The 24,357-nt window shown below is 71.4% G+C and carries 28 protein-coding genes, 1 tRNA gene, 1 other RNA gene and 1 pseudogene; 19 read left to right on the top strand and 12 right to left on the bottom strand.

Going from position 1 to position 24,357, the window contains the following annotated elements:
- Nucleotide 1: 1 nt before the first annotated feature.
- Entirely contained in the window at nt 2-799 is a 798-nt protein-coding gene (locus IEX89_RS11735; RefSeq protein ID WP_188913102.1) for a DUF3750 domain-containing protein, read from the bottom strand.
- Between the two features lie 173 nt (nt 800-972).
- On the opposite strand from IEX89_RS11735, the gene IEX89_RS11740 reads away from it, so the two are divergent.
- Nucleotides 973-2,277: a DUF4214 domain-containing protein gene (locus IEX89_RS11740; protein ID WP_188913104.1), complete on the top strand. Its 1,305-nt coding sequence runs from the start codon at nt 973-975 to the stop codon at nt 2,275-2,277.
- 12 nt (nt 2,278-2,289) lie between these two features.
- Here the strand turns inward: IEX89_RS11740 and IEX89_RS11745 are convergent, their stop codons facing one another.
- Complete coding sequence (locus IEX89_RS11745) at nt 2,290-3,864, bottom strand: fused MFS/spermidine synthase (RefSeq protein ID WP_188913106.1); 1,575 nt, start codon at nt 3,862-3,864, stop codon at nt 2,290-2,292.
- Nucleotides 3,865-4,005: 141 nt separating this feature from the next.
- On the opposite strand from IEX89_RS11745, the gene IEX89_RS11750 reads away from it, so the two are divergent.
- The 5 genes from IEX89_RS11750 (at nt 4,006) to IEX89_RS11770 (ending at nt 7,437) form a co-directional block, all read left to right on the top strand.
- Nucleotides 4,006-4,845 (top strand): tetratricopeptide repeat protein, encoded by an 840-nt coding sequence (locus IEX89_RS11750; protein WP_244645324.1) that lies wholly within the window; start codon nt 4,006-4,008, stop codon nt 4,843-4,845.
- Between the two features lie 77 nt (nt 4,846-4,922).
- Nucleotides 4,923-6,152 carry a GNAT family N-acetyltransferase gene (locus tag IEX89_RS11755; RefSeq protein WP_188913108.1) on the top strand — a complete coding sequence of 410 codons (1,230 nt, stop codon included), beginning with the start codon at nt 4,923-4,925 and terminating at the stop codon, nt 6,150-6,152.
- Nucleotides 6,153-6,229: 77 nt separating this feature from the next.
- Nucleotides 6,230-6,688 (top strand): hypothetical protein, encoded by a 459-nt coding sequence (locus tag IEX89_RS11760; RefSeq protein ID WP_188913110.1) that lies wholly within the window; start codon nt 6,230-6,232, stop codon nt 6,686-6,688.
- A 58-nt stretch (nt 6,689-6,746) separates the two neighbouring features.
- A complete protein-coding gene (locus IEX89_RS11765; protein WP_188913112.1) occupies nt 6,747-6,920 on the top strand; it encodes a DUF1328 domain-containing protein in 174 nt (57 codons plus the stop codon).
- Between the two features lie 217 nt (nt 6,921-7,137).
- On the top strand, nt 7,138-7,437 hold the full coding sequence (locus IEX89_RS11770) for a hypothetical protein (RefSeq protein ID WP_188913114.1): 300 nt from the start codon (nt 7,138-7,140) through the stop codon (nt 7,435-7,437).
- A gap of 32 nt (nt 7,438-7,469) precedes the next feature.
- On the opposite strand, the gene IEX89_RS11775 is transcribed toward IEX89_RS11770, so the two are convergent.
- The 4 genes from IEX89_RS11775 to IEX89_RS11790 form a co-directional block, all read right to left on the bottom strand.
- Nucleotides 7,470-8,444 (bottom strand): Hsp33 family molecular chaperone, encoded by a 975-nt coding sequence (locus IEX89_RS11775; RefSeq protein WP_188913116.1) that lies wholly within the window; start codon nt 8,442-8,444, stop codon nt 7,470-7,472.
- Nucleotides 8,441-9,391, bottom strand: a complete 951-nt coding sequence (gene argF / locus IEX89_RS11780; protein WP_188913118.1) for an ornithine carbamoyltransferase — start codon at nt 9,389-9,391, stop codon at nt 8,441-8,443. The genes IEX89_RS11775 and argF overlap by 4 nt, the downstream gene beginning before the upstream one ends.
- Nucleotides 9,391-10,620 (bottom strand): aspartate aminotransferase family protein, encoded by a 1,230-nt coding sequence (locus IEX89_RS11785; protein ID WP_188913120.1) that lies wholly within the window; start codon nt 10,618-10,620, stop codon nt 9,391-9,393. The genes argF and IEX89_RS11785 overlap by 1 nt, the downstream gene beginning before the upstream one ends.
- A gap of 140 nt (nt 10,621-10,760) precedes the next feature.
- Nucleotides 10,761-11,672 (bottom strand): EamA family transporter, encoded by a 912-nt coding sequence (locus IEX89_RS11790; protein WP_188913122.1) that lies wholly within the window; start codon nt 11,670-11,672, stop codon nt 10,761-10,763.
- 205 nt (nt 11,673-11,877) lie between these two features.
- On the opposite strand from IEX89_RS11790, the gene IEX89_RS11795 reads away from it, so the two are divergent.
- The 3 genes from IEX89_RS11795 to IEX89_RS11805 all read left to right on the top strand — a co-directional run bounded on the left by IEX89_RS11795 (nt 11,878) and on the right by IEX89_RS11805 (nt 13,552).
- The gene (locus IEX89_RS11795) at nt 11,878-12,390 is read left to right on the top strand and encodes a DUF488 domain-containing protein (RefSeq protein ID WP_188913124.1); all 513 of its coding nucleotides are present in this window, start codon (nt 11,878-11,880) and stop codon (nt 12,388-12,390) included.
- A 26-nt stretch (nt 12,391-12,416) separates the two neighbouring features.
- Nucleotides 12,417-13,229 (top strand): M48 family metallopeptidase, encoded by an 813-nt coding sequence (locus tag IEX89_RS11800; protein ID WP_188913125.1) that lies wholly within the window; start codon nt 12,417-12,419, stop codon nt 13,227-13,229.
- 119 nt (nt 13,230-13,348) lie between these two features.
- Nucleotides 13,349-13,552: a YgaP-like transmembrane domain gene (locus IEX89_RS11805; protein WP_188913127.1), complete on the top strand. Its 204-nt coding sequence runs from the start codon at nt 13,349-13,351 to the stop codon at nt 13,550-13,552.
- Nucleotides 13,553-13,639: 87 nt separating this feature from the next.
- Here the strand turns inward: IEX89_RS11805 and IEX89_RS11810 are convergent, their stop codons facing one another.
- Nucleotides 13,640-14,236: a hypothetical protein gene (locus tag IEX89_RS11810; RefSeq protein WP_188913129.1), complete on the bottom strand. Its 597-nt coding sequence runs from the start codon at nt 14,234-14,236 to the stop codon at nt 13,640-13,642.
- A gap of 302 nt (nt 14,237-14,538) precedes the next feature.
- Between IEX89_RS11810 and IEX89_RS11815 the strand changes: the two genes are divergently transcribed.
- Nucleotides 14,539-15,309, top strand: coding sequence for a DUF1194 domain-containing protein (locus tag IEX89_RS11815; RefSeq protein WP_244645326.1), 771 nt, complete (start codon nt 14,539-14,541; stop codon nt 15,307-15,309).
- A gap of 12 nt (nt 15,310-15,321) precedes the next feature.
- On the opposite strand, the gene IEX89_RS11820 is transcribed toward IEX89_RS11815, so the two are convergent.
- A tRNA-Leu gene (locus IEX89_RS11820) sits at nt 15,322-15,406 on the bottom strand.
- A gap of 153 nt (nt 15,407-15,559) precedes the next feature.
- Between IEX89_RS11820 and tpiA the strand changes: the two genes are divergently transcribed.
- The 4 genes from tpiA (at nt 15,560) to bchJ (ending at nt 19,307) form a co-directional block, all read left to right on the top strand.
- Complete coding sequence (tpiA, locus tag IEX89_RS11825; protein WP_188913131.1) at nt 15,560-16,321, top strand: triose-phosphate isomerase; 762 nt, start codon at nt 15,560-15,562, stop codon at nt 16,319-16,321.
- 126 nt (nt 16,322-16,447) lie between these two features.
- On the top strand, nt 16,448-16,822 hold the full coding sequence (locus tag IEX89_RS11830; protein WP_188913134.1) for a DUF2794 domain-containing protein: 375 nt from the start codon (nt 16,448-16,450) through the stop codon (nt 16,820-16,822).
- Nucleotides 16,823-16,954: 132 nt separating this feature from the next.
- Nucleotides 16,955-18,667, top strand: a complete 1,713-nt coding sequence (bchE, locus tag IEX89_RS11835; RefSeq protein WP_188913136.1) for a magnesium-protoporphyrin IX monomethyl ester anaerobic oxidative cyclase — start codon at nt 16,955-16,957, stop codon at nt 18,665-18,667.
- 4 nt (nt 18,668-18,671) lie between these two features.
- Complete coding sequence (gene bchJ / locus IEX89_RS11840; RefSeq protein ID WP_188913138.1) at nt 18,672-19,307, top strand: bacteriochlorophyll 4-vinyl reductase; 636 nt, start codon at nt 18,672-18,674, stop codon at nt 19,305-19,307.
- Here bchJ and IEX89_RS11845 read toward each other — a convergent pair.
- Both IEX89_RS11845 and rnpB read right to left on the bottom strand, forming a co-directional pair.
- Nucleotides 19,297-19,470 (bottom strand): hypothetical protein, encoded by a 174-nt coding sequence (locus IEX89_RS11845; RefSeq protein ID WP_188913140.1) that lies wholly within the window; start codon nt 19,468-19,470, stop codon nt 19,297-19,299. The genes bchJ and IEX89_RS11845 overlap by 11 nt on opposite strands.
- 66 nt (nt 19,471-19,536) lie before the next feature.
- Nucleotides 19,537-19,934, bottom strand: an RNA gene (rnpB, locus tag IEX89_RS11850) — RNase P RNA component class A.
- 188 nt (nt 19,935-20,122) lie between these two features.
- Between rnpB and IEX89_RS11855 the strand changes: the two genes are divergently transcribed.
- The 5 genes and pseudogenes from IEX89_RS11855 (at nt 20,123) to IEX89_RS11875 (ending at nt 22,740) form a co-directional block, all read left to right on the top strand.
- Nucleotides 20,123-20,398 carry a YMGG-like glycine zipper-containing protein gene (locus IEX89_RS11855; protein ID WP_188913142.1) on the top strand — a complete coding sequence of 92 codons (276 nt, stop codon included), beginning with the start codon at nt 20,123-20,125 and terminating at the stop codon, nt 20,396-20,398.
- A 103-nt stretch (nt 20,399-20,501) separates the two neighbouring features.
- Nucleotides 20,502-21,221: a TerB family tellurite resistance protein gene (locus IEX89_RS11860; protein WP_188913143.1), complete on the top strand. Its 720-nt coding sequence runs from the start codon at nt 20,502-20,504 to the stop codon at nt 21,219-21,221.
- 16 nt (nt 21,222-21,237) lie between these two features.
- Nucleotides 21,238-22,005: an N-acetylmuramoyl-L-alanine amidase gene (locus IEX89_RS11865; protein ID WP_188913146.1), complete on the top strand. Its 768-nt coding sequence runs from the start codon at nt 21,238-21,240 to the stop codon at nt 22,003-22,005.
- Between the two features lie 140 nt (nt 22,006-22,145).
- A pseudogene (locus tag IEX89_RS11870) lies at nt 22,146-22,430 on the top strand (type II toxin-antitoxin system RelE/ParE family toxin); the annotation flags it as partial.
- A gap of 40 nt (nt 22,431-22,470) precedes the next feature.
- A complete protein-coding gene (locus IEX89_RS11875; protein WP_280513919.1) occupies nt 22,471-22,740 on the top strand; it encodes a helix-turn-helix domain-containing protein in 270 nt (89 codons plus the stop codon).
- 23 nt (nt 22,741-22,763) lie between these two features.
- Here IEX89_RS11875 and IEX89_RS11880 read toward each other — a convergent pair whose 3' ends face one another.
- Both IEX89_RS11880 and IEX89_RS11885 read right to left on the bottom strand, forming a co-directional pair.
- The gene (locus IEX89_RS11880; RefSeq protein WP_188913150.1) at nt 22,764-23,633 is read right to left on the bottom strand and encodes a DUF1206 domain-containing protein; all 870 of its coding nucleotides are present in this window, start codon (nt 23,631-23,633) and stop codon (nt 22,764-22,766) included.
- Between the two features lie 127 nt (nt 23,634-23,760).
- Nucleotides 23,761-24,357, bottom strand: a complete 597-nt coding sequence (locus IEX89_RS11885) for a septation protein A (protein WP_188913152.1) — start codon at nt 24,355-24,357, stop codon at nt 23,761-23,763.

Consider the following 24,357-nt stretch of genomic DNA (forward strand, 5'->3'; position numbering starts at 1 on the left):
CTCACTTCTCGTCGGGATGCGGTGACACGGGGTCGAGCCCGATCCGGCCCCAGCCGGGGAGCTTGATCGCTGGTCGCAGGACGTCGAGGCCCGCGACGAGGCCCGCGAGGTTGATCTCGACGCCCTCGAGGCGCCCGATCGTCACGCCCGCGAGGCCTGACCACGAGAGGCGCAACCCCGCGCCGCCGGCCGCGAGCGAGGCGCGCCACCCTTCCGCAGACCAGTCCTTGCCGAGCGCGGTGGGCGGCAGGGAGACGGCGAGCTCGGGCCGCTCGCGCGCGGCGTGCTCCAGCACGAAGGCGACGAAGGTGTTGGAGTTCGGACCGGGCCAGGCGCGGTAATCGCCCCGGCCGCTCCACGGATAGGCCTCCACCGCCGCGCGCAGCGCCGGGATGGCGCGCTCGGCCGCCGCGCCGTCGAGCGCGAGGACGAGCTCGGGCGGGTTCGAGTACCAGCGCCCGTCCGGCGCCCAGCCGTTGACGCGGATGGGCGAGCCCCAGCCGACCTTGTCGAAGCGCGTGTAGGCGGGCGCGCCCGCTTCCTTCACCACGATCCAGGAATGATGCGCCACGATCCCCCGCCACCGCCCCGTCCGCGCGGCGTAGACGCGCACCAGCGCCTGCGGCGCCGCGCGTGCGTCGGCGGGCAGGAGCCCGGTGCTCGACCAATCCGCCGCGCTCCAGCGCGCCGGCATCCCGTCGCGCGACATCCAGTAGAGCGCGTGGGTCGTGAGCGGCAGGACGAAGGCGAGGACGACGATCGCGAGGAGGGCGGCGGCGAAGCGGATCAGGACGGTCATCGCCGGCAGTCTAGCGCGAGCGCGGCCGCGGGTTCGCTGAGCCAAGGTGTCGCTCTTGACTCGTCTGGTCGCTTGCGTAGGGTTCCCAATACAATTGAGGGACGGTTTCATGGAGCGCGACGGACGAAGCCGCCGGCCTCGGGATCTCGGCCCAGACGACCCCGGGGGCGACCGTGACGACGACCTTTCAAGCTGACGACGACATCTATCCTGGGACCACCATCGTCTTCATCGAGGCGTGGTGGGGCAGCGCCTACGCCACCGGCTCCGGTGTCCTCGTCGGCCGCAACGACATCGTCACAGCCTCGCACGTGATCTACAGCCAGTCGCTCGGCGGAACGCCGGACTACATCCGCGTCTATCCATCCTACAATCCCAGCTCGTTCGACAACCTCTATTACGACGATCTCACCTATCAGTTTTTTCCTGATTTCGACCCGGATGGCGATGGACGATTGTTTCCCGGCGACTTCCGCCGCGGGACGCTGGCGGAATCCGAGCTCGACCTCGCTTTGATCTCGCTGCGCGATCCGCTCGGCGATCAGTTCGGCTGGATGGGCATCGACTGGGGCTTCACCGGCGGGAACGTCGGCGTGCTGGGCCATCCCGGCGTCTACGGGGTCCGGCTGATGTACGACGGCGGCAGCGTGAGCCGCAGCTCCGTCGACGGGGTCTACTACATCGGCAGGGATCTCGAGGTGAATCCCGGCAATTCGGGCGGGCCGATCTACTACGATTACGGCGACGGCCCCTATGCGGTCGGCGTCGTCTCGACGGGGGCTGCCGCTACCGCGCTCGGCGCGCATCGCTACTGGCTCGAGGAGGCGATGACCTTCAACGATCGGCTCCTGACGGCCCGCGCCGACGAGACGATCGGAACGACCTCCAACGACTGGTTCACGCTCGACAGAGGCATCAGGCGGGTCGATCTCGGCCCGGGCTACGACACGCTCTTCGTCGATCTGGCGCGCAGCGCGGTGGACGCTTTCCGTGGAACGACCGGCTTCGAGCTCCAGAGCCGCATCACGGGGGAGCGCGTGGCTCTCGTGTCGGTGGAGGAGGTGGAGCTGCGCGACGGCAAGTTTCTCGCCGGCCCGCGCAGCGGCAACATGGACGAGGCCTACCTGCTCTACTCCGCGGCCTTCGGGCGCACGCCCGACGAGGGTGGGCTCCTCCATTGGACGAACGCGCTCGACCGCGGCGCCTCCCTGCAAGCGGTGGCGAACGCCTTCCTCGGCGCACCCGAATACGTCGCGCGCTACGGTGCCTTCTGGAACCAGACGGAGGCGAGCTTCGTCACGGAGTTCTATCGCAACATCCTCGACCGCGCGCCGGATCTCGGCGGACTGGCTTTTTGGGCGAGCCAGCTCGCGACAGGCTTCCTCACGCACGCGGACGTGCTCGCCGGAATCGCTCTCTCGCCGGAGAACCGCGCGTCCGTCGCCGGCGACATCGGGGCCGCGTACTGGGTCGTGTGAGGCGCGCCGTCCTCAATACCAGCTCGCCGGGATGCCGAACACCGACGGTGCCGGCGTCGCCAGCGCGATGCCGAGCGCGAAGTCGTTGCTCCAATCCGTCAGCGGCGCGACGTCGGCGAGGTCGGGGCCGGTGACGATCGTCGGTGCCAGGGTGCGCGGCGCGCGCGCGAAGAGGTCGCTCGGATAATCGTCGATGGCGAGCGTCGGCGGGTCGGCCGCGGGCGCGCCGGCGAGCAGCATGCGGTTGAGGCGCCCGTCCGTGCCGCGCGCGTCCTCGTAGAGCGCGATCGAACCGCCGGTCGCGGCCGCGAGCGCCGCGAGGAGGCGGCGCGTCGGACGGGCGTCGAGGCCCGGCAGGACGGCGTTGACGATCATGGCGCCACCGGGCGCGAGGCACGCCGCCGCGGCGTCGAAGGTCTCGCGCGTGACGAGATGCTCGGGGATCTCGAGCCCCGAATAGACGTCGAGGACGACGGCGTCGTAGGGGCCGGCGCAGGTCTCGAGCGCGCGGCGCGCATCGGCGATCGAGACGGCGACGTCGGGCGAGAGGTCGAACCAGCGCGCGGCGATGCGCGCGGCGTCCGGGTTCACGTCCACCGCCTCGACGGCGAAGCCCGCGCGGGCGAGATCGCTGGCGATGGTCCCGCCGGCGAGGCCGAGGAGGAGCACCCGCCCGCCGGCGGGCACGGTCGCGTCGACGAGCGCCTCGGTGATCGCGGCGTAGAGCAGCGGCGTCCCGGGCAGGCCCTCGGAGGCGGCGCTCTGGACCTGGTTCTCCTCGAGATAGAGCCGCACGCGGCCCTCCCGCGACGGGCTCGTCACGTCGACGACGATCACGGTCGCGTGCGCGCTGCGCTCCGTGGCGACGTGCGTCACGCGATAGGGCCCGAAGGCGATCTCGCGGGGGCCGCCGAGGAGCGTCTCCCCGAACAGGGTCGCGCCCGCGAGCGCGAGGGCGGCGATCGCGCCGGGCAGGAGGACCACCACCGCGCGGACCTCGCCGAGCGCGCGCGCCGCGACGAAGGCGGTGGCGAGGAGCGCGAGCGCCAGCACGACGAGGGTCGCGGGCGGCGCCATGAAGGGCAGGAGGGCGAAGGCGGCGAGGAAGACGCCGGCGACGGAGCCCACCGTCGAGATGGCGAAGACCTCGCCGGCGCCGCTGTCGCCCTCGCCCGTCGAGACGAGGGCGATGGCGAGCGGGCCCATGGCGCTCAACAGGACGAGCGCCGGCGCGAGAACGAGGATCACCCCCACGAAGGCTCCCGTGAGCGCGCCGCCGACCGCGAGCTGCGGCAGCAGCATGGGGGTGAGCGCCGCGGTCAGCGCGAGCACGATGGCGGCATAGGCGGGAATGCGCGCGAAGGCCCGCCCCGGGCTCTCGCCGGAGCGCCGCGAGCCGAGATGATAGCCGAGCGCCAGCGCCAGCAGTGTCACCGACAGGATCGCCGTCCAGACCACGAGCCCGCCACCCACGTAGGGCGTGAGCAGCCGCGAGGCGATCAGCTCCAGCGCGAGCGTCGCCGCGCCCGTGACGAGGAGGGCGGCGTGGACGACGAGGCGCAGGGAGCGGGCGGGAGCGTTCGGCACGCGCTCTCGTAGCGCGCGCGGGGCCGCCGGTCCAGGGAGGAGGGCGGCGTTAACGGCCCCTTAAGGTTAAAAGTCTATTCACGTCAGCGACTTGCTACGCGGCGGCGAGACCGCGCGCAGCGTGCGCCGAGGGGGCGGGGGATGACGACGACACGAATCCGGGCGATGCATGCGAAGGCCGTCTCGAACGCCCGCCTGCGGCGGCTGCCCGGGCTCGCCCTCGTGGGCGTGCTCGCCCTCGCCACCGCCGGGTGCCTCTCCTCGCGCTTCGGCAGCGGCCCCACGACCACCGGCGGCATCGATCCGGCGCGGCTGGAGGCGCTCTCCGAGAACGACCTGCGCAGCGTCTCCGAGACGCTCGCCCAGCGCAACGCCCGCGATCCCGGCAACGCCGCCGTGGCCATGGCCTACGCGCAGGTGCTGCGGCGCATGGACCAGCGGGCGCAGGCGGTGGCCGTGCTCCAGCAGGCCTCCATGCGCAACGCGGACGATCGCGCCCTCGCCGGCGCCTACGGCCGCGCCCTCGCCGATGCGGGGCGCTTCCAGGAGGCGCAGGAGGTGCTCGCCCGCGCCCATTCCCCGCAGAACCCGGACTGGCGCGTCCTCTCCGCCCAGGGCGCCGTGGCCGATCAGCTGGGCGACGCCGTGCGCGCGCAGCGCTTCTACGAGGCGGCGCTGAACATCGCCCCCGGCGAGCCGACGGTGCTCTCGAATTACGGCCTCTCCCTCGCGCTCGCCGGCAAGCTGGCGGACGCGGAGGTGAAGCTGCGCCAGGCCGCCGCGCATCCGGCGGCGGACCAGCGCGTGCGCCAGAACCTCGCCCTCGTCCTGGGCCTCCAGGGCAAGATGGACGATGCCGAGACGGTGCTCGCCCGCGACCTCGCGCCGGCGGCGGTGGACGCCAATCTCGATGCGATCCGCACCATGGTCGCCCAGCCGAATTCCTGGGAGCGCCTGCGCCGCGCCGACGCCGACGGCTGAACCCGCCGCTGCGTAACCCGCGTTTAAAGCCCTCCCGGTAGAGTGCTCGCCCGGTGGCTCGGGCGAGGGAGGCCGGCATGGGCGGATGGCGCGAGAGAACGGGTGCGGCACGCGTCGCGCAGGGGGCCGTGCTGCCGCTCTCCCGGATCGACGCCGATCCCGCCTTGCGCGCGGCGTGGGCACGCCTCCTCCACGGCGCCGCCGATCCGAACCCGTTTTACGGTCCCGATTTCCTCGTGCCGCTGATGGCCGGCAAGGACCCGCCCTGCGCCGTCGTCACGACGACGGACGGGGAGGGGGCGTTGCGCATGCTCGCCTTCCTGCCCCTGCGGCCGCGCCGGGCGCTCCCGGGCTATCTCCCCGCGCGCATCGGCGCGCTCACCGGGCCGATGATCATGGAGGGCACGCCCCTCCTCGACGCGGAGGACCCGGACGGCGCCGCGTCGGCCCTCATCGACACGCTCGTCGGCCACGAGCACCGCGCGCTCCTGCACCTGCCCTTGTGCGTCGCCGGGCGCACGCGCACCGCGCTCGACGCGGCGGCGCTCCGCGCCGGGCTCGCACAGGGCACCGTCCGCGAAATCGCGCGCGCCGCCATCGTGCGCGCTGGCGCCGGCGAGGATCTCACGACGCGCAAGCGCAAGGAGCTGCGGCGCTCGGCGAAGACGCTCTCGCAATGGGGCGAGCCGGTCTACGCGACGCTGGCCGGCGAGGCCGTGCGCGACGGGCTCGAGGTCTTCCTCGCGCTGGAGAAGGCCGGCTGGAAGGGCGCGGCCGGAACGGCGCTCGCCTGCGCGGAGGAGACGGAGCGTTTCGCACGCGCGGCCTTCTCGCCGCGGGCGACGGCGCCGCGGGTCGTCCTCGACGTCCTGCGCGTCGCGGGCGAGCCGGTGGCGGCGGCGATCCACATCCTCGCCGGCGATCGCGGCGGCAGCTTCAAGGGCGCCTACGACGAGCGCTACGCCAAGGCCTCGCCCGGCCAGCTCCTCGACGCCTGGACGCGCGAGGAGATCCTCGCAGGCGCGCATACGGGCGTCGAGCACGTGGGGCTCGTGCGGCTCGATTCCTGCGCCCTGCCGGGGCACCCGCTGGAATCGCTGTGGACGGATCGGCTCGTCTTCGCCGACCTCCTGATCGGGCTCTCGCCCCGACGCGGCGCGACGGAGCTCGCCCGCGCGGCGTCGCGGCTCGGCCGGCTCGAGAGCGGGTATGCCGAGGCGAAATCGCGGCTGCGCCGCCTCGTCGGGCGCCGGGAGACGGTTCTGCGGCCGAAGGCCGGCGATACGAGCGAGACGCCGGGCGGCTGAGCGTCCGGGATCGATTCGATCGCCTCGTGCGTTCCGGGTGCGACGACGTAACCCGCAGCCTCGCGCGAGGAGCCCACATGCTCAGCGATACGGCCAATCGCGTGCGCCTCCATTCCAGCGAGGAGGCGAACGCACGCATCGATCACGCGACCAATGCCAGCGTGCGCTACCACGCCCGCCATCCCGAGCGCATCGACGCGCGCCTCGCGGAGCTCGACGCCGAATGGGACGTCGAGCGCGTTCTGGAGGCGAACGCCGCGACCCTGGCGCTCGGCGGCACGCTGCTCGGCGCCTTCGTCGACCGCCGCTTCCTCGCCTTGCCGATGGCGGTGACGGCCTTCCTCCTGCAGCACGCGCTCCAGGGCTGGTGCCCGCCGGTCCCGGTGCTGCGCGCGCTCGACATCCGCACCGAGCGCGAGATCGACACCGAACGCCACGCGCTCAAGGCGCTGCGCGGCGATTACGGCCCGATCGGGCCGGGTCCGCACCAGCGCGACGATCGCGTCGCCCACGCGCTCCAGGCGGCGCGGCTCTGAGCCGGCCTCCCGCGCTTCCCCCGCATCCACCCTTCACCGAGCCAACAGGAGTACTCTCATGCTCGAATGGGCCCTCATATTCCTCGTCATCGCGCTGGTCGCCGGCGCGCTCGGCTTCACCGGCATCGCCAAGGGCGCGGCCTCCATTGCGAAGGTGCTGTTCTTCATCTTCATCGCGATATTCGTGATCCTGCTGCTGCTGGCGATCCTGGGTATCGGCGCGGTGGCGTAGCGCTGCAGCCTAGAATGGAATCTTGAATCGAATGCGCGCAAAGCTCGACGCGCGCACCGTGATCGCGTACGCGTCTCCGGAATGCATCGCGTTCCGGGGGCGCGAGCCCGATGGAGTTCGAGTGGGACGAGGCGAAAGCCGCGAGCAATCTGCGCAAGTCGCGGTACCGTTCGCATCATCTCGGCCCGAAAGGCGAACAGTCGAGAGGTCGCGCGCCATGGCGCTGGTCCGAAAGAGGCTTGATCCGAACGGACGTCCTGCGCTCTCGAGCGAAGCGGCGCGGCGGTTCGACGGCATTCGGGACGAGGATATCGACTATTCCGACATTCCCGATCTGACCCGCGTCGACTGGCCGAAGGTGGATCTCGACGAGCGGGGTCGCATCGTCGCGGTCCGCGTGCCGGTCGACGAAGACGTGGTCGCATGGTTCCGGCGCCAGGACCCGGAGGGCTTCGAGCGCCGCATGGCGGAGGTTCTGGCCGACCACGCGCGCGGTAGGCGGCCGGGCGAGCGCTGAGCGCCGCGCGACCACCGTCCGCACCCGTCACGTCACCCCTCGACCTTCGCCTCGATCTCGCTCGGGTCGAAGGCGTACTTGCGCGAGCAGAACTCGCAGGTCACCTGCACGCGGCCGTCGTCGGCGACCATCTCGCGGCGCTCGTCCGCGTCGAACCGGGTGAGCACGTCCATGACGCGCTCGCGCGAGCAGCGGCAGGCCTCGCGAATACCCTGGCCCTCGAAGACGCGCACGCCCCGCTCGTGGAAGAGCCGGAACAGCAGGCGCTCGCTCGACAGCGCGGGATCGATCAGCTCGTGATCCTCCACGGTGTCGACGAGGGAGCGCGCCTCGACCCACGCGTCGTCCTCGGAGGCTGCGCCCGCCGCGTGCGCGGGATGCCCGTCGGGGATGTCTCCCGGCGGCAGCTCGGCCTGGCGCTGGCGCTCGGGAGAGGTGGGCAGGAACTGCACCATCAGCCCGCCCGCGCGATAGGCGCGCGTCTCCCCGCCGGTCAGCTCCTCCGCCACCGCGAGGCGCACGCGGGTGGGGATCTGCTCCGACTGGCGGAAATACTGATGCGCCGCCTCCTCGAGCCCCTGGCCCTCGAGGGGCACGATGCCCTGGTAGCGGCTCGTCGAGGGGCCCTGGTCGATCGTCATCGCGAGATGGCCCTGGCCGAGCAGCGCACCGGAATCCGCGCCCGTCGCCGCCACCTTGTCCGCGTCGAAGCGGGCGAAGGCGCGCAGCCGGTCGGGCGCGTCGTAGTCGACGACGATCATCTCGACCGCGCCGTCGGTCTTGGTCTGCAGCTGGAAGCGGCCGTCGAACTTGAGCGCGGAGCCGAGCAGCGCGGTCAGCGCCGCCGCCTCGCCGACGACCCGCGCGACGGCGTCCGGATAGCCGTGGCGGTTCACCAGCGTGTCGACGGCATCGCCGAGGCGCACCACGCGCCCGCGCACGTCGAGGGCCTCGACGGCGAAGGGCAGCACGATGTCGTCGGCACCATCGAATTGGGTCTGCGTCATTCCTGTATCCCGAAGCACCAGGCGAGAACGCCCTTCTGCGCGTGCAGCCGGTTCTCCGCCTCGTCGAACACCACGGAACGCGGCCCGTCCATGACCCCGTCCGTCACCTCCTCCCCGCGATGGGCGGGGAGGCAATGCATGAATATGGCGTTCGATTTCGCTTTCGCCATGAGGGCTTCGTTGACCTGGTAGGGCTGGAGGAGATTGTGCCGGCGGCCCTCCTCCTCGTCGCCCATCGACACCCAGCAATCGGTGACGACGGCGTCCGCGTCGGCGACCGCCGCCTCTGGATCGGTGCCGACGACGACGTCCGCGCCCTCCGCCTTCGCCCAGGCGATCAGGTCGGCGGGCGGCGCGAGCTCGGCGGGCGTCGCGATGCGCAGGCGAAAGCCGAAGCGCGCGGCCGCATGCACCCAGGAGGCGAGGACGTTGTTCGAATCGCCCACCCAGGCGACGGTGCGCCCGGCGATCGGCCCGCGATGCTCCTCGAAGGTCATCACGTCCGCCATGATCTGGCAGGGATGCGAGAGCTTGGTGAGCGCGTTGATCACGGGCACCGTCGCGTTCTGCGCCAGCTCCAGCATCATGTCGTGATCGAGGATGCGGATCATGATGGCGTCGACGTAGCGCGAGAGCACCCGCGCCGTGTCGGCGATGGTCTCGCCGCGGCCGAGCTGCATCTCCTGGCCCGTGAGCATCAAGGTCTCGCCGCCGAGCTCGCGCATGCCCACGTCGAAGGAGACGCGGGTGCGGGTCGAGGGCTTGTCGAAGATCATCGCCAGCGTCTTGCCCTCGAGCGGACGATCCGCCTGGCGCTCGCCGCGGCGGCGCCCGGCCTTGATGCGCGCGGCGAGGTCGAGGATGCCGCGCAGCTCCTGCGCAGAATGCGCGGTGAGGTCGGTGAAGTGCCGCACGGCGGGCGTCGCGGTCTTGATCGGGGCGTTCATCAGCGGGCTCCCGCGACGGCGGCGGCGGGGGTGTCGGTCTCGCCGGCGAGCTTGCGCTCGATGGCGGTGCAGGCGGCGTCGATCCGGCGCACGGCCTCGGCGGCCTCGGCCTCGCCGACGATGAGCGGCGGCAGGAGGCGCACGACGTTGTCGCCGGCGGCGATGCCGATGAGCTTCTCGTCGCGCATGGCCGCGACGAGGTCGCCGTTGGGCACCTTGGAGCGCAGGCCGATCATCAGGCCCTCGCCGCGGATCTCCTCGAGCACCGCGGGATGGCGATCGCGCAGCTCCGCGAGGCGCTGCTTCAGGAAGAGGCCAGTGCGGCGCACGTTCTCCAGGAAGCCGTCGGCGAGCACGACGTCGAGGACGGCGTTGCCCACGGCCATGGCCAGCGCGTTCCCGCCGAAGGTGGTCCCGTGGGTTCCCGGCGCGAGGCCCTTGCCGGCCTCCTCCGTGCACAGGATCGCGCCCATGGGGAAGCCGCCGCCGATGCCCTTGGCGACGGACATGATGTCGGGGCGCGCCTCCGGACCCGCCCATTCGTGCGCGAAGAGCTTGCCGGTGCGCCCGACGCCGGTCTGCACCTCGTCGTAGATCAGCAGGATGCCCGCCTCGTCGCACAGGGCGCGCAGGCCGCGCAGGCACTGGTGGGGAACGGAGCGGATGCCGCCCTCGCCCTGGATCGGCTCGATCAGGATCGCGGCCGTCTCCGGACCCACCGCGGCGCGCATCGCCTCGTGATCGCCGAAGGGCACCTGGTCGAAGCCCTCTGCCTTGGGGCCGAAGCCTTCGAGGTACTTCTTCTGCCCGCCGGCGGCGATGGTGGCGATGGTGCGGCCGTGGAAGGCGCCCTCGAAGGTGAGCACGCGGAAGCGCTCGGGATTGCCGTTCACGTAATGATAGCGGCGCGCCATCTTGATCGCGCCCTCGTTCGCCTCCGCGCCCGAGTTCGAGAAGAAGACGTAGTCCGCGAAGGTATTGTCCACGAGGCGCTGCGCGAGCCGCTCGCCCTCGGGAACCTGGAACAGGTTCGAGGTGTGCCAGAGCTTCTGGGCCTGCTCGACCAGCGCGCCGACGACGTGCGGATGGGAATGCCCCACCGCGTTCACCGCGATCCCCGCGCCGAAATCGAGATAGCGCTCGCCGCGTCGCGACACGAGCCAGGCCCCTTCACCCTTCTCGAAGGCCACGTCGGCACGTGCGTAGGTCGGCAGGATCGCAGAGGTCACGGCTCCATCCTCTCAGGGACACGGCGCGCGGATCCCGCGCGCCCAAACGAAAGCGCCGCCCAGGAGGGGCGGCCGCGGCGCCGAATTCTAGGTGAGAACCCCCGCGTGTCAACGAAAACACGAGGTGGAGCCGGCCGGGCTCATTCGAGGCGCCGAAGCTGCATCACGCGCGTCATGGCGAGCGTCACGAGCACGACCCCGACGAGCTGCATCGGTCCGAGGATCTGACCGAGCACGAACCATCCGACCAGGACCGCGATCACCGGCTCCGCGCTCGTGCAGACGCCGAATTCCCGAACATGCATGCGCTTGAGCGCCGCCATCTCCAGCGCGTAGGGGATCAGCGGCACGAGCACGGCGAGGCATAGCCCCGCGAAAAGCGCGTCCGTGGAGGGCGGGCCGTCCGAGGTCGCGAGGGCGAAGGGCGTCGTGATCAGCGTCGCCGCGGCGAGCGACATCGCGAGGCCGTCGAGGCCCGCGAAAGCATGCCCCGTCCGCCGCATGAACACGACGTAGGCGCCCCAGCCGATCGCGGCGCTCGCGGCCCAGGCCATGCCGATCGCCTGCTCGGCGGTCGGGCCGGCAGCCGACGGAAAGTCTCCGAGCGGGCCGACCGTCAGGCAGAGAACCCCGGCGGCCGCGCAGATCGGCCAGATCACCGCTCTCGGGTCCGTGCGTATCAGGTACAAGGCCGCGACCGTCAGCGGTCCGAGGAACTCGATGGCGACCGCGACGCCGATGGGGATCGTCACCAGCGACTGGTAGAAGCCCACGTTGACGAGAGCCATCGCGGCGCCCAGCGCGAGCGCCGTCCGCCACTGAAGGGCGGAGTACGTCCGTATCTTCGGACGCGCGACGATCCAGATCAGCACCGCGGCGAAGGCGAGCCTGAGCCAGGTGATCTCGAGCGCGCCGTGCACCTTCATGACGGGCGTCGAGAGCGCCGCTCCGATCTGCAGGACGATCATGGCCGCGACGGCCGAGCCGAGCCCGATCGCGAAGGTGCGGCCAGACGTCGGCGCCGCTCGAGCCTTGACCCGCGTGCCCGCCATCTCTCTCGATCTCCCCCGATGTGGCAGGATCGTTGCCGATGCGCGGTCGAATGTCGAGCGCGACGCGACCGAAGCGGGCGCATCTCTCGTGCGCAGCCCGTGCCTGCTTCGCGAGCGAGAGCTTGCAAAGCCGCGCCGCCGGTGTCGAACTCGGTCTGCGCCGTCTCGCAGGCGCGGATTCGCCACCAGCACGACGGACGAGGCCATGAGCGACGTGCTCTTCACCATCGGTTACGAAGCGGCGACGCTGTCGGCATTGATCGCCGAGCTGCGCGCGGCGGGCGTCGAGGTCGTCGTCGACGTGCGCGCGGTGGCGGCGTCGCGGCGGGCGGGGTTCTCCAAGACGATCCTCGGCACGTCGCTCGAGGCGGAGGGGATCGCCTACGAGCACCTGCGCTCGCTCGGCACGCCCAAGGCCGGGCGCGAGGCCGCGCGCAAGGGGCGCGTCGGCGAGATGGAGGAGATCTTCGGCGCGCACATGGAGACGCTGGAGGCCCAGCACGGCCTCGCCCGGGCGATCTCCATCGCCAGGGGCCGCCGCGCCGCGCTGCTGTGCTTCGAGGCCTGCGCGGCGGGCTGCCACCGGCGCATCGTCGCCGACATGATCTGCGAGGAGATCGGCACCGCCGTCGAGCACCTCCGGCCCGTCGCGGATGCCGGGCCCAAGGTGCGCGAGAAGACGCGCGAGAAGGCGCGCGAGAAGGCGCGCGAGGAGTGACGCGAACCGCGCGAGCTTGGCGCGCGTTGACGCGACCGATGTGCCGCTCCTGCTCCCGCCTCTCCGATCTCGCCTCGCCGACCCGCCGCCGCTTCGTCACCGGGCTCGCCTGCACGGCGATCGCGCCCAGCCTGTCGGGCTGCGAGCGTGCGGCGTCCTTCCTCGTTCCCTCCGAGACGATCGAGCGGCTCGGGCTGGAGGCATGGTCGCGCCTGCGCGCCGAGATGCCGGCCACGCGTGACCCCGCGCTGCGCGAGGCGGCCGGCCGCGTCGCCGAGCGGCTCCTCGTCGCGGAGGGCGCCGATCCGTCCGCGTGGGAGGTCGAGGTCTTCGCCGCGCCCGGCGTGAACGCCTTCGTGCTCCCGGGCCGCAAGATCGGCATTCTCGAAGGGCTGTTCCCGGTCGCGCAGAGCGAGGGCGGGCTCGCCGCCGTCGTCGGTCACGAGATCGGGCATCTCGCGGCGGACCACGCCCGCGAGCGTGTCGCCGCGCAGGTGGCGCAGCAGGTCGGCGTTCGGCTCGTCGCGCTCGCCCTCGACATCGGCGATGTGGCCTTCGCCCGCGAGATCGCGGCAGCGCTAGGGGTCGGCGTCGAGTTCGGCCTCGCGCGTCCCTACGGCCGTGCGCAGGAGCTGGAAGCCGATCGGCTCGGCCTCTTCATGATGGCGCGGGCCGGCTACGATCCCGAGGAGGCCGTCGGCCTCTGGCAGCGCATGGACGCGGCGTCCGCCGGCGGCCCGCCGGCGATCCTCTCGACGCATCCCGCGCCGCAGGACCGGATCGAGGCGATCCGCGCGATGCTCCCCGAGGCGCGAGCCGCCACTGCGGGAGCGCGCTGAGAGATCCGGCATCGTCGCCTGCGCCTCGACTGGGCATGCGATCGTCGGCGGCCGCTCGCGACACGACGCTTGCTCGAAGGTCGCCGGAGCGCGATGCTGTCCTCGTCAGGGAGGAGAGCATGACCATCGAACGCACCATCCTTCTCGTCGTCGGCCTCGTCGTCCTGGGGTCCGTCCTGCTGGCGGTCTTCCACGACATCGCCTGGCTCTGGGTCACCGGGCTCATGGGCGCGCATCTCGTCCAGGCGTCGTTCACCGGTCTGTGCCCGGTCGTCATGGCGCTCAAGCGGATGGGTCTTCCGTCGCGTCCGGCGTTCGGCTGAGCGGCTGCCACCGGCGGCAGACCGCCTCGAGGGCTCGACCTGCGCGCACGAGCCTCCGCGCATGCGCGCTGCGATGAGCCGTGCTTGTCACAGCAGCCGTTCGCTCGACGGTGCGAGCTCCGCGCAGGCGACGGGGAGCGCTTCCTGCGGCGTCAGGCCCGCGGGCGCGTAGACGGTCGGCGGCAACAGGGTGCCTTCGGCGACGCCATGGATCAGGACCACGCGGGTCTCGAGCGCCAGCGGCGTCTCGTGGCGCATTCGCACGGCCTGCGCGAGCTCGTCGATCCGGACCCGCGTCTCGAAATCGGCGACGCCCCAGGTCTCGGCCTCGGGGAAGTACTCGCTCTCGTAGCGCAGCGCGACCGTGTCGGCCGTGAGCGGGATGAGCGCGATGCCGGCGACGAGCCGGGCCTCGGCGAGATCGACGAAGCCGTCGTCGTTGATGTCGGCGTCGCGCGTCGGGCAGCGCGCCTCGCGCGGAGACGCGTCGGCGAAGCCGTGGACGAGGGTGCGATGCATCCCGGGCTCGAGCCCGCGGGCGTAGACGGCGATCTCCAGCCGGTCACCGAGCGGTGCGATCCGCACCTCGCCGTGGGGGGCCTGCATCGTGGTCTGCGCGTCGTTGAGCGGCGCGACGCGCCCGAAGACGGAGAGGCCCTCGGCGTCGCCGTCGGGTGCGATCATGTCGGTCTGTGCGGCTGCCGGTGCGGAAGCCAGCAGGAGAACGAGAGTCGTGGAACTGATCAGGTCTGTTCTCGGCTTCAAACGGCATCTCCTCGATTTTCGATTTTGCTTCCTCTTGCGAACGACCGGTGCCCGCCACGGTTTCCCTGCACGGACGACTGGTCGCAGCAGGCCGGGCGAGGAGATCGCCCCCGCGCCGAGCCCGCGAGCGGCCGAGCACCGCCGCGTCCAGCCGCCCCTTTCCTCTCCCCGCGCGCGGTCTATGTCGCTTCGAGCATGACCGCACCGCCGAGGAGACGCCCGTGACGAGGACGATCGCCGCCACCCTGCGCGCCACCGCCTTTCTCCTCGCCGTGTCGATGCTGCCGGGGCAGCCCGCACGGGCGCAGGGCACGGCCGCCGACCCGACATACGTCGACCTCGAGCTCGTCTTCGCCGCCGACGGCTCGGGCTCCATCGACGACGACGAGCTCTATTTCCAGCGGCGCAGCTGGGGCGAGGCGCTGGCCAGCGAGGACGTCCTCTCGGCGATCTCGCAGGGCATGCTCGGCTCCATCGCCGTCGCCTACGTGGAATGGGGCGGGCCGTCCTCGCAGGTGCTCGTCGTCGACTGGCGGGTGATCGACGGGCCGCAGAGCGCGCGCGCCTTCGCCGACGAGCTCATGGCGGCGCCCCGCGGCGCCTTCGGCTGGAACTCGATCTCGAACGCCATCGACTTCTCGGTGCGGCTCGTCGAGGAGAACGCCATCGAGGGCACGCGACGCATCATCGACGTGACGGCCGACAGCGGAAATCGCGGCGGACGCCAGCTCGCCGCCGCGCGCGCCGACGCGCTCGCGGCCGGCTTCACCATCAACGGCCTCGCCATCGCCCGCCCCGGAGGACGACCGGGGCTGGCCGGCGGCATGACGCTGGAGGTTTATTTCGCCCGCGAGCTGATCGGCGGGCCGGGCGCCTTCGTCGAGATCGCCGACGAGCGCCGTCCCTTCGAGGTGGCGGCCCGCCGCAAGCTCCTCACCGAGATCGCCGGCGGCCCGGAGGCGGTGCGGAGATTCGCGCGGTCGAGCGAGTGAGGAACGGGGTCGTGGTGCCCCTGGCCGGGATCGAACCAGCACTCCTTGCGGAACTCGATTTTGAGTCGAGCGCGTCTACCAATTCCGCCACAGGGGCCACGCGTCCGAGGTAGCATCGCCGCTCGCGCAAATCAACGCGGCGGGGCGCCTTTCGCGGGGCCTGCGATTTGAGCCTGCGGGCGTTAGCCTGTAGGACGGGCGCGAACGCACGCACCAGCCCGCTCACGAGCCGATCAGGAGCACGCACACCATGCCGCAGCCCAGACCCTTCGTCGCCGGAAACTGGAAGATGAACGGCCTTTCCGCCGCCCTCGCCGAGGCCGACGCCGTGAAGGAGGGCGCGGCCGCCCTCGCGGGCGCCGTCGATCTCGCGCTGTGCCCGCCCGCGACCCTCGTCCACCGCATGGCGGAGCGCCTCGCGGGCTCGGCGGTCGGCGTCGGCGGGCAGGATTGCCACGCCAAGGCGACGGGCGCGCATACCGGCGACGTCTCCGCCGAGATGCTGGCGGACGCGGGCGCGGCCTACGTCATCGTCGGCCATTCCGAGCGCCGCGCCGACCACGGCGAGAGCGACGCGGACGTGCGCGCCAAGCTCGAGGCCGCCCATCGCGCGGGCCTCGTCGCCATCGTCTGCGTCGGCGAGACGAAGGAGGAGCGCGAGGCCGGGCGTGCGCTCGAAATCGTGCGCGGCCAGCTCGACGGCTCCCTCGTCGAGGGGCTGACGGCGGCGCGCACCGTCATCGCCTACGAGCCCGTCTGGGCGATCGGCACCGGCCTCGTGCCGACGCTCGACGACATCGCCGAGATGCACGCCGCCGTGCGCGAGGCGCTGGCCGCGAAAGCCGAGGCCGCGGAGGTCGCCGCCATGCGCATCCTCTACGGGGGCTCGGTGAAGCCCTCCAACGCCGCCGAGATACTCGCCGTGGCGAACGTCGACGGCGCGCTCGTCGGCGGAGCGAGCCTGAAGGCGTCGGACTTCCTCGCCATCGCGTCGGCGGCGCCGCGCCGCTGACGCGGATGCGCGGCGGCTCTCGCCTTGCGTCGCGCGTCACGCGTCTCCATCATGACGGGACCATGACGTGCGGCCGCGAAGGCCGCCGAGAGCCCCGGGCGCAGACCCGGGAGGCGAGGAGGCGCGATGAGCGAGAGCGAGACGGCGCACAAGCAGCGCGGCGGGACGGTGGTCGCCTTTCCCGTCGCCCGCGCCCAGGACGCCAAGGTGTCCTTCGATCGCGACGAGCTGCGCGCCATCCTCAACGTCTACGGCCGCATGGTCGCGGCCGGCGAATGGCGGGACTACGCGATCGACTTCCGCAAGGACAAGGCCGTCTTCGCCGTCTTCCGCCGCAGCTCCGAGATGCCGCTCTACCGCATCGAGAAGGACCCCAAGCTCGCCCGCCGCCAGGGCGCCTATTCCGTCGTCGCGGCCTCCGGCCTCGTGATGAAGCGCGGGCAGGAGCTGCGCCGCGTTCTCGAGGTGCTCGAAGGCAAGGCGCTGCGGGTGGTGGAGTGACGCGCGCTTCGGCCGACGCGCCGGGGCGGCCGATCCATGCGCCTGCGGGCGAGCACGGACCTTGATCCAGATCACATGAATTGACGCATCGATGTGTCAGCCTCTCCTGACGATTGGTCGGGAGGCTCCCCCATGCGCATCATGCTGATCCACCCCAACTATCATTCGGGCGGCGCCGAGATCGCCGGCAACTGGCCGCCCGCCTGGGTCGCGTACATCGCCGGATCGCTGAAGGGCGCGGGCTTCACCGACATCGTCTTCGTGGACGCGATGACGAACCACCTCTCCGACGAGGCGCTGCGCGCGGAGATCGCCCGTGTCGATCCCGACATCGTCGGCACCACCGCGATCACGCCCTCGATCTACAAGGCCGAGCGGGTGCTCGAGATCGCCAAGGAGGTGAACCCGCAGATCGTCACGATCATCGGCGGCGTCCACGCCACCTTCATGTACAAGCAGGTCCTCTCCGAGGCGCCCTGGATCGACGCGGTGGTGCGCGGCGAGGGCGAGGAGATCATCGTCGACCTGTGCACCGCGGTGCTGAACGGGCGCTGGCCGGCGGACCGCAACGCCATCCGCGGCCTCGCCTTCCGCGAGGGCGACACCATCGTCGCGAGCCCGGCGGCGCCCACCGTCAAGAACGTCGACGCGATCTCGCCCGACTGGTCGCTGCTCGAATGGGAGAAGTACGTCTACATCCCGCTCGGCGTGCGCGTCGCGATCCCCAACATGGCGCGGGGCTGCCCCTTCACCTGCACCTTCTGCAGCCAGTGGAAGTTCTGGCGCGACTACCGGGTTCGCGAGCCCAAGAAGGTCGTCGACGAGATCGAGGGGCTGGTGCGCGATCATCAGGTGGGCTTCTTCATCCTCGCCGACGAGGAGCCGACCATCAACAAGAAGAAGTTCATGGCCTTCTGCCGCGAGCTGATCGATCGCGGCCTGCCCGACAAGGTGAAATGGGGCATCAACACCCGCGTCACCGACATCCTGCGCGACATCGACGACCTGAAATTCTACCGCGAGGCCGGCCTCGTCCACGTCTCGCTGGGCACCGAGGCGGCGGCGCAGATGAAGCTCGACCGCTTCAACAAGGAAACGACGATCGACGACAATCGCCGCGCCATCCAGGCGCTGCGCGACGCCGACATCTTCGTGGAGGCGCAGTTCATCGTCGGGCTGGAGAACGAGACGGCGGAGACGCTGGAGGAGACCTACCGGATGGCGCGGGACTGGGATCCCGATCTCGCCAATTGGTCGATGTACACACCCTGGCCCTATACGCCGCTGTTCCAGGACCTGGGCGACAAGGTCGAGATCTACGACTTCGAGAAGTACAATTTCGTCACGCCGATCATCAAGCCGGACGCACTGGAGCGCGGCGAGCTGCTCGACCGGGTGATGAACAATTACCGGCGCTTCTACATGAAGAAGGCGCTCTTCGACTATCCCTGGAAGGGCAAGGGCTTCCGGCGGCGCTACCTGCTCGGCTGCCTCAAGGCGTTTCTCAAGGCCGGCTTCCAGCGCACCTTCTACGATCTCGGCAAGGTGAACTATTGGGGCCCGCAGTCGAAAGGCAAGGTCGACTTCCACTTCGACGAGACCCGCCGCATCGCCCCCGCCCAGGCGGACGATTGGGAGGCCGCGGCCGAGCGCGCGGCGGCGCATCGCAAGGCCAAGCAGAGCGCGGCCCTCCGCGAGCGTGCCGCGGTGGCGAAGGCGGCGCGAGCGGACGTGCGCGAGACGGCGCCGGGCGTGCTCTCCGGCCCCGAAATGGACGATCCGGCGGCGAGCGCGCCCGTCATGGCCTGCGGCGGCGGCAAGCAGCAATTGGCGCAGGAGGCCTGATGCCATGGGCGCGCCCGCGACCCCGCTCGACCCGCGCGCACCGTCGCCCGCGACGACGGCGCCGGCGCGGATCGGCCCCAACGCGATCATCCAGATGCGCGCGGTGATGATCGAGGCGCTCGGCCGGCGCGAGGCGGGGCGCGTCCTCGCCCAGGCGGGGCTCGAGACCTACGTCTTCGCGCCGCCCGCGACGATGGTCGACGAGCGCGAGGTGGCGGCGCTCCACGCGGCGCTGCGCGCGGGCGTCGGGGAGGAAAGGGCGGCACAGCTCGGCTTCGAGGCGGGCCTGCGCACCGGGCGCTACCTCGTCGAGAACCGCATCCCGGCGCCCGTCCGCCTGGTCCTGAGGCTGTCGCCGGCGCCGCTCGCGAGCCGGATCCTGCTCGCGGCGATCGCCCGCCATTCCTGGACCTTCGCCGGCTCGGGCGTCTTCGCGATCCTCGCGAGGGCGCCGGCGCGTGTGCGCATCACGTCTTGCCCGCTCGTCGCGGGGGTTCGGCTCGCGCGGCCGGGCTGCGCCTTCTACGCGGGCACGTTCGAAGCGCTCTACCGCACGCTCGTTCACCCGCGGGCGCGCTGCGTCCAGACCGCCTGCGAGGGGATGGGCGACCCCGCCTGCCTGTTCGAGATCAGCTGGTAGGCTCGCGCGTCGCCTCGCTCGCGCGGGCGTTCGTCGCGGCCGCCTTCTCGCGGTCGCGCCGGATCTCGCGCCTCACCGAGACGAGCTGCCAGATTCCGAAGGCGATGGGCAGGAGAAGCCACAAGCCCGCCTTGCCCAGGGTGAAGATCTCAGCCGCGTTCATGCTCCGCGCCTCCTCGGCTCGGTGTACGCGCGAGGGGGCGCAGCCGATCAGCCGCGGCGAGAGCGGAGCGTCAGCCGGCCTGTAAGCCGGGTTCTGTCCACGCGGGTCTCCCCGCGATGGGCGGCCATTCATCTGGGACGGCCGTCGCCGGCCGCCTCGTGCAACCAACCCGGACGACGAGGCCGGAGCGGCCCTGGGACGCGAGGCCCCGTGTCGTCCCTATTCGGTCTTGCTCCCGGTGGGGTTTGCCGTGCCGGGCACCGTTGCCGGCCCCGCGGTGCGCTCTTACCGCACCCTTTCACCCTGACCGCGGATGACGCGCATGCTGGCGCGGGCCGCGGCGGTCTGCTTTCTGTGGCACTGTCCCTGGGGTCGCCCCCGCCGGACGTTATCCGGCACCGTGTCTCCGTGGAGCCCGGACTTTCCTCCCCGCCGCGAGGCGGAGCGGCCGCCCGGCCGACTGACGCCGGCGCATGTGGCGTGCCGGGACCCGCGCCGTCAAGTGCCCGCCGCGTCGAGCGCCCGAAGGTCGAGCGGCGGCATCGCGGCGGCGAAAACTCGGCCGCGGCTCGGGAACGGAGTCCTTTCCTCTGCGTTCGGAACACCGATTCGTCCGCCCGGGCGTGCCGGGCCTCGAGGGAGGAGACCCATGATGAAACGCTTCGCTACCCTGCTCGCCGCCGGAACCCTGGCCTTGTCCGTCGGCGCCTGCACGACGCCGGGCGAGCGCGCGGTCGGCGGCGCCCTGATCGGCGGCGCGTCCGGCGCAGCCGTCGGCGCCGCCGTCGACGGCGGTCAGGGTGCGCTCGTCGGTGGTGCGCTCGGCGCCGGCGCGGGGGCGATCATCGGCGCGGGCACGGCCCCCAGCTCCGGCGGCTGCCCGCGCGGCTACTACCTCGCCCGCGACGGCTATTGCTATCCGGCGTGATCGTCACGCATCGCCGCGCCGGACACGGCGTCGCGGAGGCCCGGGAGCACTCCCGGGCCTCTTTCTTTTGCGCTAGCGTCGCGGGCGATTCGAAAGGCGCGACATGAGCGTATGGGGCAAGCTCGGCGGGTTCGGCGTCGGTTTCCTGATCGGTGGGCCCATCGGCGCGTTGATCGGGGCCGCGCTCGGCCACGTCCTCGTCGACCGGGAGGGCGCGCCCTTCGGCCCGACCCCGCGCGACCTCGTGTTCACGACGGGCCTGATCGCGCTCTCCGCCAAGATGGCCAAGGCCGACGGCGTCGTCATGCGCTCCGAGCGCGAGGCGTTCCGGCGCATCGTCGTCGTCGAGGAAGCGGACCGCGCCCGCGTGGAGGCCCTGTTCGACCTGGCGAGCCGCACCGCCGACGGCTACGAGGCCTACGCCCGGCAGTTGCACGAGCTCCTCGCCGACGAGCCGGCTCTGCTCGAGGACGTGCTCGACGGCCTCTTCCTCATCGCCGCCGCCGACGGCGCCGTGCACGAGCGCGAGTTCGCCTTCCTGGGCGAGGTCGCGCGCATCTTCGGCTTCGACGCCGCGCGCTTCGAGCGCGTCGCGGCTCGCCACGTCGCCTTGAAGGACGATCCCTACGCCGTGCTCGGCGCCTCGCGGGAGATGGACGACGCGGCCTTGAAGAGCCATTGGCGCCGCCTCGTCGCCGAGGTCCACCCCGACCGCGCCGTCGCCCGCGGCCTTCCCCCCGAAGCCATCGCCATCGCCACCCGCCGCCTCGCCGCCGTCAATGCCGCGTGGGACCGGATCGCGCGCGAGCGCGGGATCGGGTGAGCGCGAGAGGCGGAGAATGACCCATCCCACCCCCGAGTCCCCCGCCGCCGCCAAGGTCTTCCCCTCGCCCAATCACGGCGAGCGCAAGGACGGGCGGCGGCCCGACATGCTCGTGCTCCACTACACCGGCATGCCGGATGCCGGGCAGGCGCTGCAATGGCTGTGCAATCCGGTCTCGCAGGTGTCGTGCCACTATTTCGTGTTCGAGGACGGGCGCGTGCTGCAGCTCGTGCCGGAGGCGCGGCGGGCGTGGCATGCGGGGGTCTCGTCCTGGGCCGGGGAGAGCGACGTGAACTCGGCCTCCATCGGCGTCGAGATCGCCCATCCCGGGCACGACGAGGCGGGCGGGCTCGCGCCCTATCCGGAGGTGCAGATCGCGGCCGTCGTCGCGCTCGCCCGCGATCTCGTCGGGCGCTGGGGCATCGCCAAGGAGCGTGTCCTCGCCCATTCCGACGTCGCGCCGGGGCGCAAGCGCGATCCGGGAGAGAGCTTCCCGTGGGCGCGCCTCGCCGCCGAGGGCGTCGGCCACTGGGTGGCGCCGACGCCGATCCGCGACGGGCGCTTCTTCCAGCGCGGCGAGGAGGGGCCGCCCATCGAGGCGCTCCAGGCCATGCTCGCGCTCTACGGCTACGGCGTGCCCATCGACGGCGTCTTCGGCGAGACGACGGAGCAGGTGGTGCGCGCCTTCCAGCGCCACTTCCGCCCCGAGCGCGTCGACGGCGTGGCGGACGCGTCCACGATCACGACGCTGCGGGATCTGATCGCGGCGTCTCGCGCCCCCTGACCGGGGCTTGCTTTGTGACGTACTCAGTACCATAGTCGGGATGGTTCTGCACGGATGCGAGTCTTCAAGGTCAAGGCTTTTCAGCGAATTGCACGCAAGCTGAAGATCGGCGATCGAGATCTCGTCGACGCCGTGCGGAGCAGGGGTCGGTCGACGCCGGTCTGGGGCGCCTTCTGATCAAGCAACGCGTTCGCGTCTCTGGGATGGGAAAGGCTCGTGCCGCACGCACCATCATCTTTCACATGATCGGAACGCGCGCGGTCTTTCTCTTCGCGTTCGCGAAGAGCGACACGGAAGCCTTGTCCGATTCGGAGACGGCAGGGTTCCGCGATACGGCGAAGCTGCTCGCGGATCTGGACGAAAGAGACATCGAACGACTTCTCGCGATCGACGAATGGATAGAGGTCGAGCCTGATGAAAAGTAGACGGTACAAGAGCGATGCTCTGGGAGCGATCCATGAGACCATGAGCGGATTGCTGAAGGTCGGAGCCATCGACAAGGCCACCATGCGCGACTTCGACGTGCGCTGCCTCACCATCGTGGAGGATCTGGAGCCCGCCGCCATCCGGCGTATCCGGGAGACCGCGCGCATGAGCCAGGCGACCTTCGCCATGGCGCTGAACGTGAAGCCGTCGATCGTGAGCAAGTGGGAGCGGGGCGAGAAGCGGCCGAGCGGCCCCTCGCTGAAGCTGCTCGCCCTCGTCGACAAGAAGGGGATCGACGCGATCCTCTGAGGCTCGCCCGCACCCCGCCCGTGTCAGCTCACCTTGCGCGCACCGCGCTGGGCGGCGCGCTTGGCGTCGCCGGCGGCGGCGTCCATGTCGGGCGCGTCGATGCGCCGGTAGATCGCCTGGACGATGCCGAAGGCGCCGAAGGCGAAGAGGCCGGCGGCCACGAGGCCGAGCAGGATCCAGCCGTAGGGCTGCTCCTGGAGCGTGCGCAGCGCGCCGCCCAGGCCTCGCGCTTCCGAGGAATCGGACTGCCAGGCGGCGACGACGAGGAAGCCGCCGATGATCATGAAGACGATGCCGCGCGCGGCGAACCCGGCGCGTCCGAGCGGCACGACCCAATTCTCGGCGTTCGGAGCGTAATGCAGGTGCTTCGTCACGTCGCCGCGCCAGCCGCGCACGACGAAGCCGATCCCTACGCCGGCGACGCCCAGCCCGACGATGCCGAGCAGCCAGCGCCCGAAAGGCTTGGCCATCAGCCAGGCCGACCAGCTCTGCGCGCCCCCGTCGCCCGAGCCGCCACCGCCGCCGCCGCTGGTGCTCCAGCCCATGGCGAGGCTCAGGGCGTAGAAGGCGAGGGTGAGATAGATGAGACCGCTCACGACGTGCGCACCGCGAATGGCGAGCCCCTTGCCGGAGCTGCCGCGATGGTCCGCATCGCTGATGGCCGCCACCTCGCGCCACACCGCGAAGGCGGCGAGGCCGAGCGCGATGACCACGAGGAGCGCCTGCCCGAAAGGCTCGCCCACCAGCGTGCTCAGGGCCCCGCGGCTGCCGCCCGTCTGCCCGCCCGGTCCGACGGCGGCGAGCACCGCGAGCCCACCCACCATCATGTAGACGACCCCGCGTGCGGCGTAGCCGACCCGTGCCGTGGTCTCCAGCGTGTTGGTGCCGCTCATGGTCCGTGACCTCCCGTCGTGATCACGGGCAAGTCCTGCGACGGCGCGACGGTTCCGGTCGATCGACCGCGCCGGCGGTCGCCGCGCACTCGGGCCGTGCACTCGGGCAAGCTCTCAGGCGGCGCTCTCAGGCGGCGCTCTCGCCCTCGCCGCTCTTGTCCTCGTGGCGCAGGATCAGCGGCGTCTGCGCCAGCGCGAAGGCGAGGGTGATCGGCATGATGCCGAAGACCTTGAAGCTCACCCAGAAGTCGGTCGTCTGCGTGCGCCAGACGACCTCGTTGAGCGCGGCCAGGAAGAAGAAGAACAGGCCCCAGCGGAAGGTCAGCTTGCGCCAGCCCTCGTCCGTGAGCTTGAACACGGAATCGAGCACGATCGTGAGGAGCGACTTGCGGAAATAGAGCCCACCCAGCAGCACCGCCCCGAAGAGGGAGTTCACGATGGTGGGCTTGAGCTTGATGAAGAGCTCGTCGTTGAGGAGCAGCGTCAGCCCGCCGAAGACGACGACGACGACCCCCGAGACGAGGGGCATCATCGGCAGGCGGCGCACCAGCACGTAGTGGATCGCGAGCGCGACCAGCGTCGCCACCACGAAGACGCCGGTGGCCGTCATGATGTCGAAGCGCTGGTTGGCGAAGAAGAACAGCCCGAGCGGCCCGAGCTCCAGCGCGAGCTTGACGAGCGGGTTGAGATGAGCGGGATGGGCCGGATCTTCGGTCTTCAGCAT

Source organism: Salinarimonas ramus (assembly GCF_014645695.1).
Classification (GTDB): Bacteria; Pseudomonadota; Alphaproteobacteria; order Rhizobiales; family Beijerinckiaceae; genus Salinarimonas; species Salinarimonas ramus.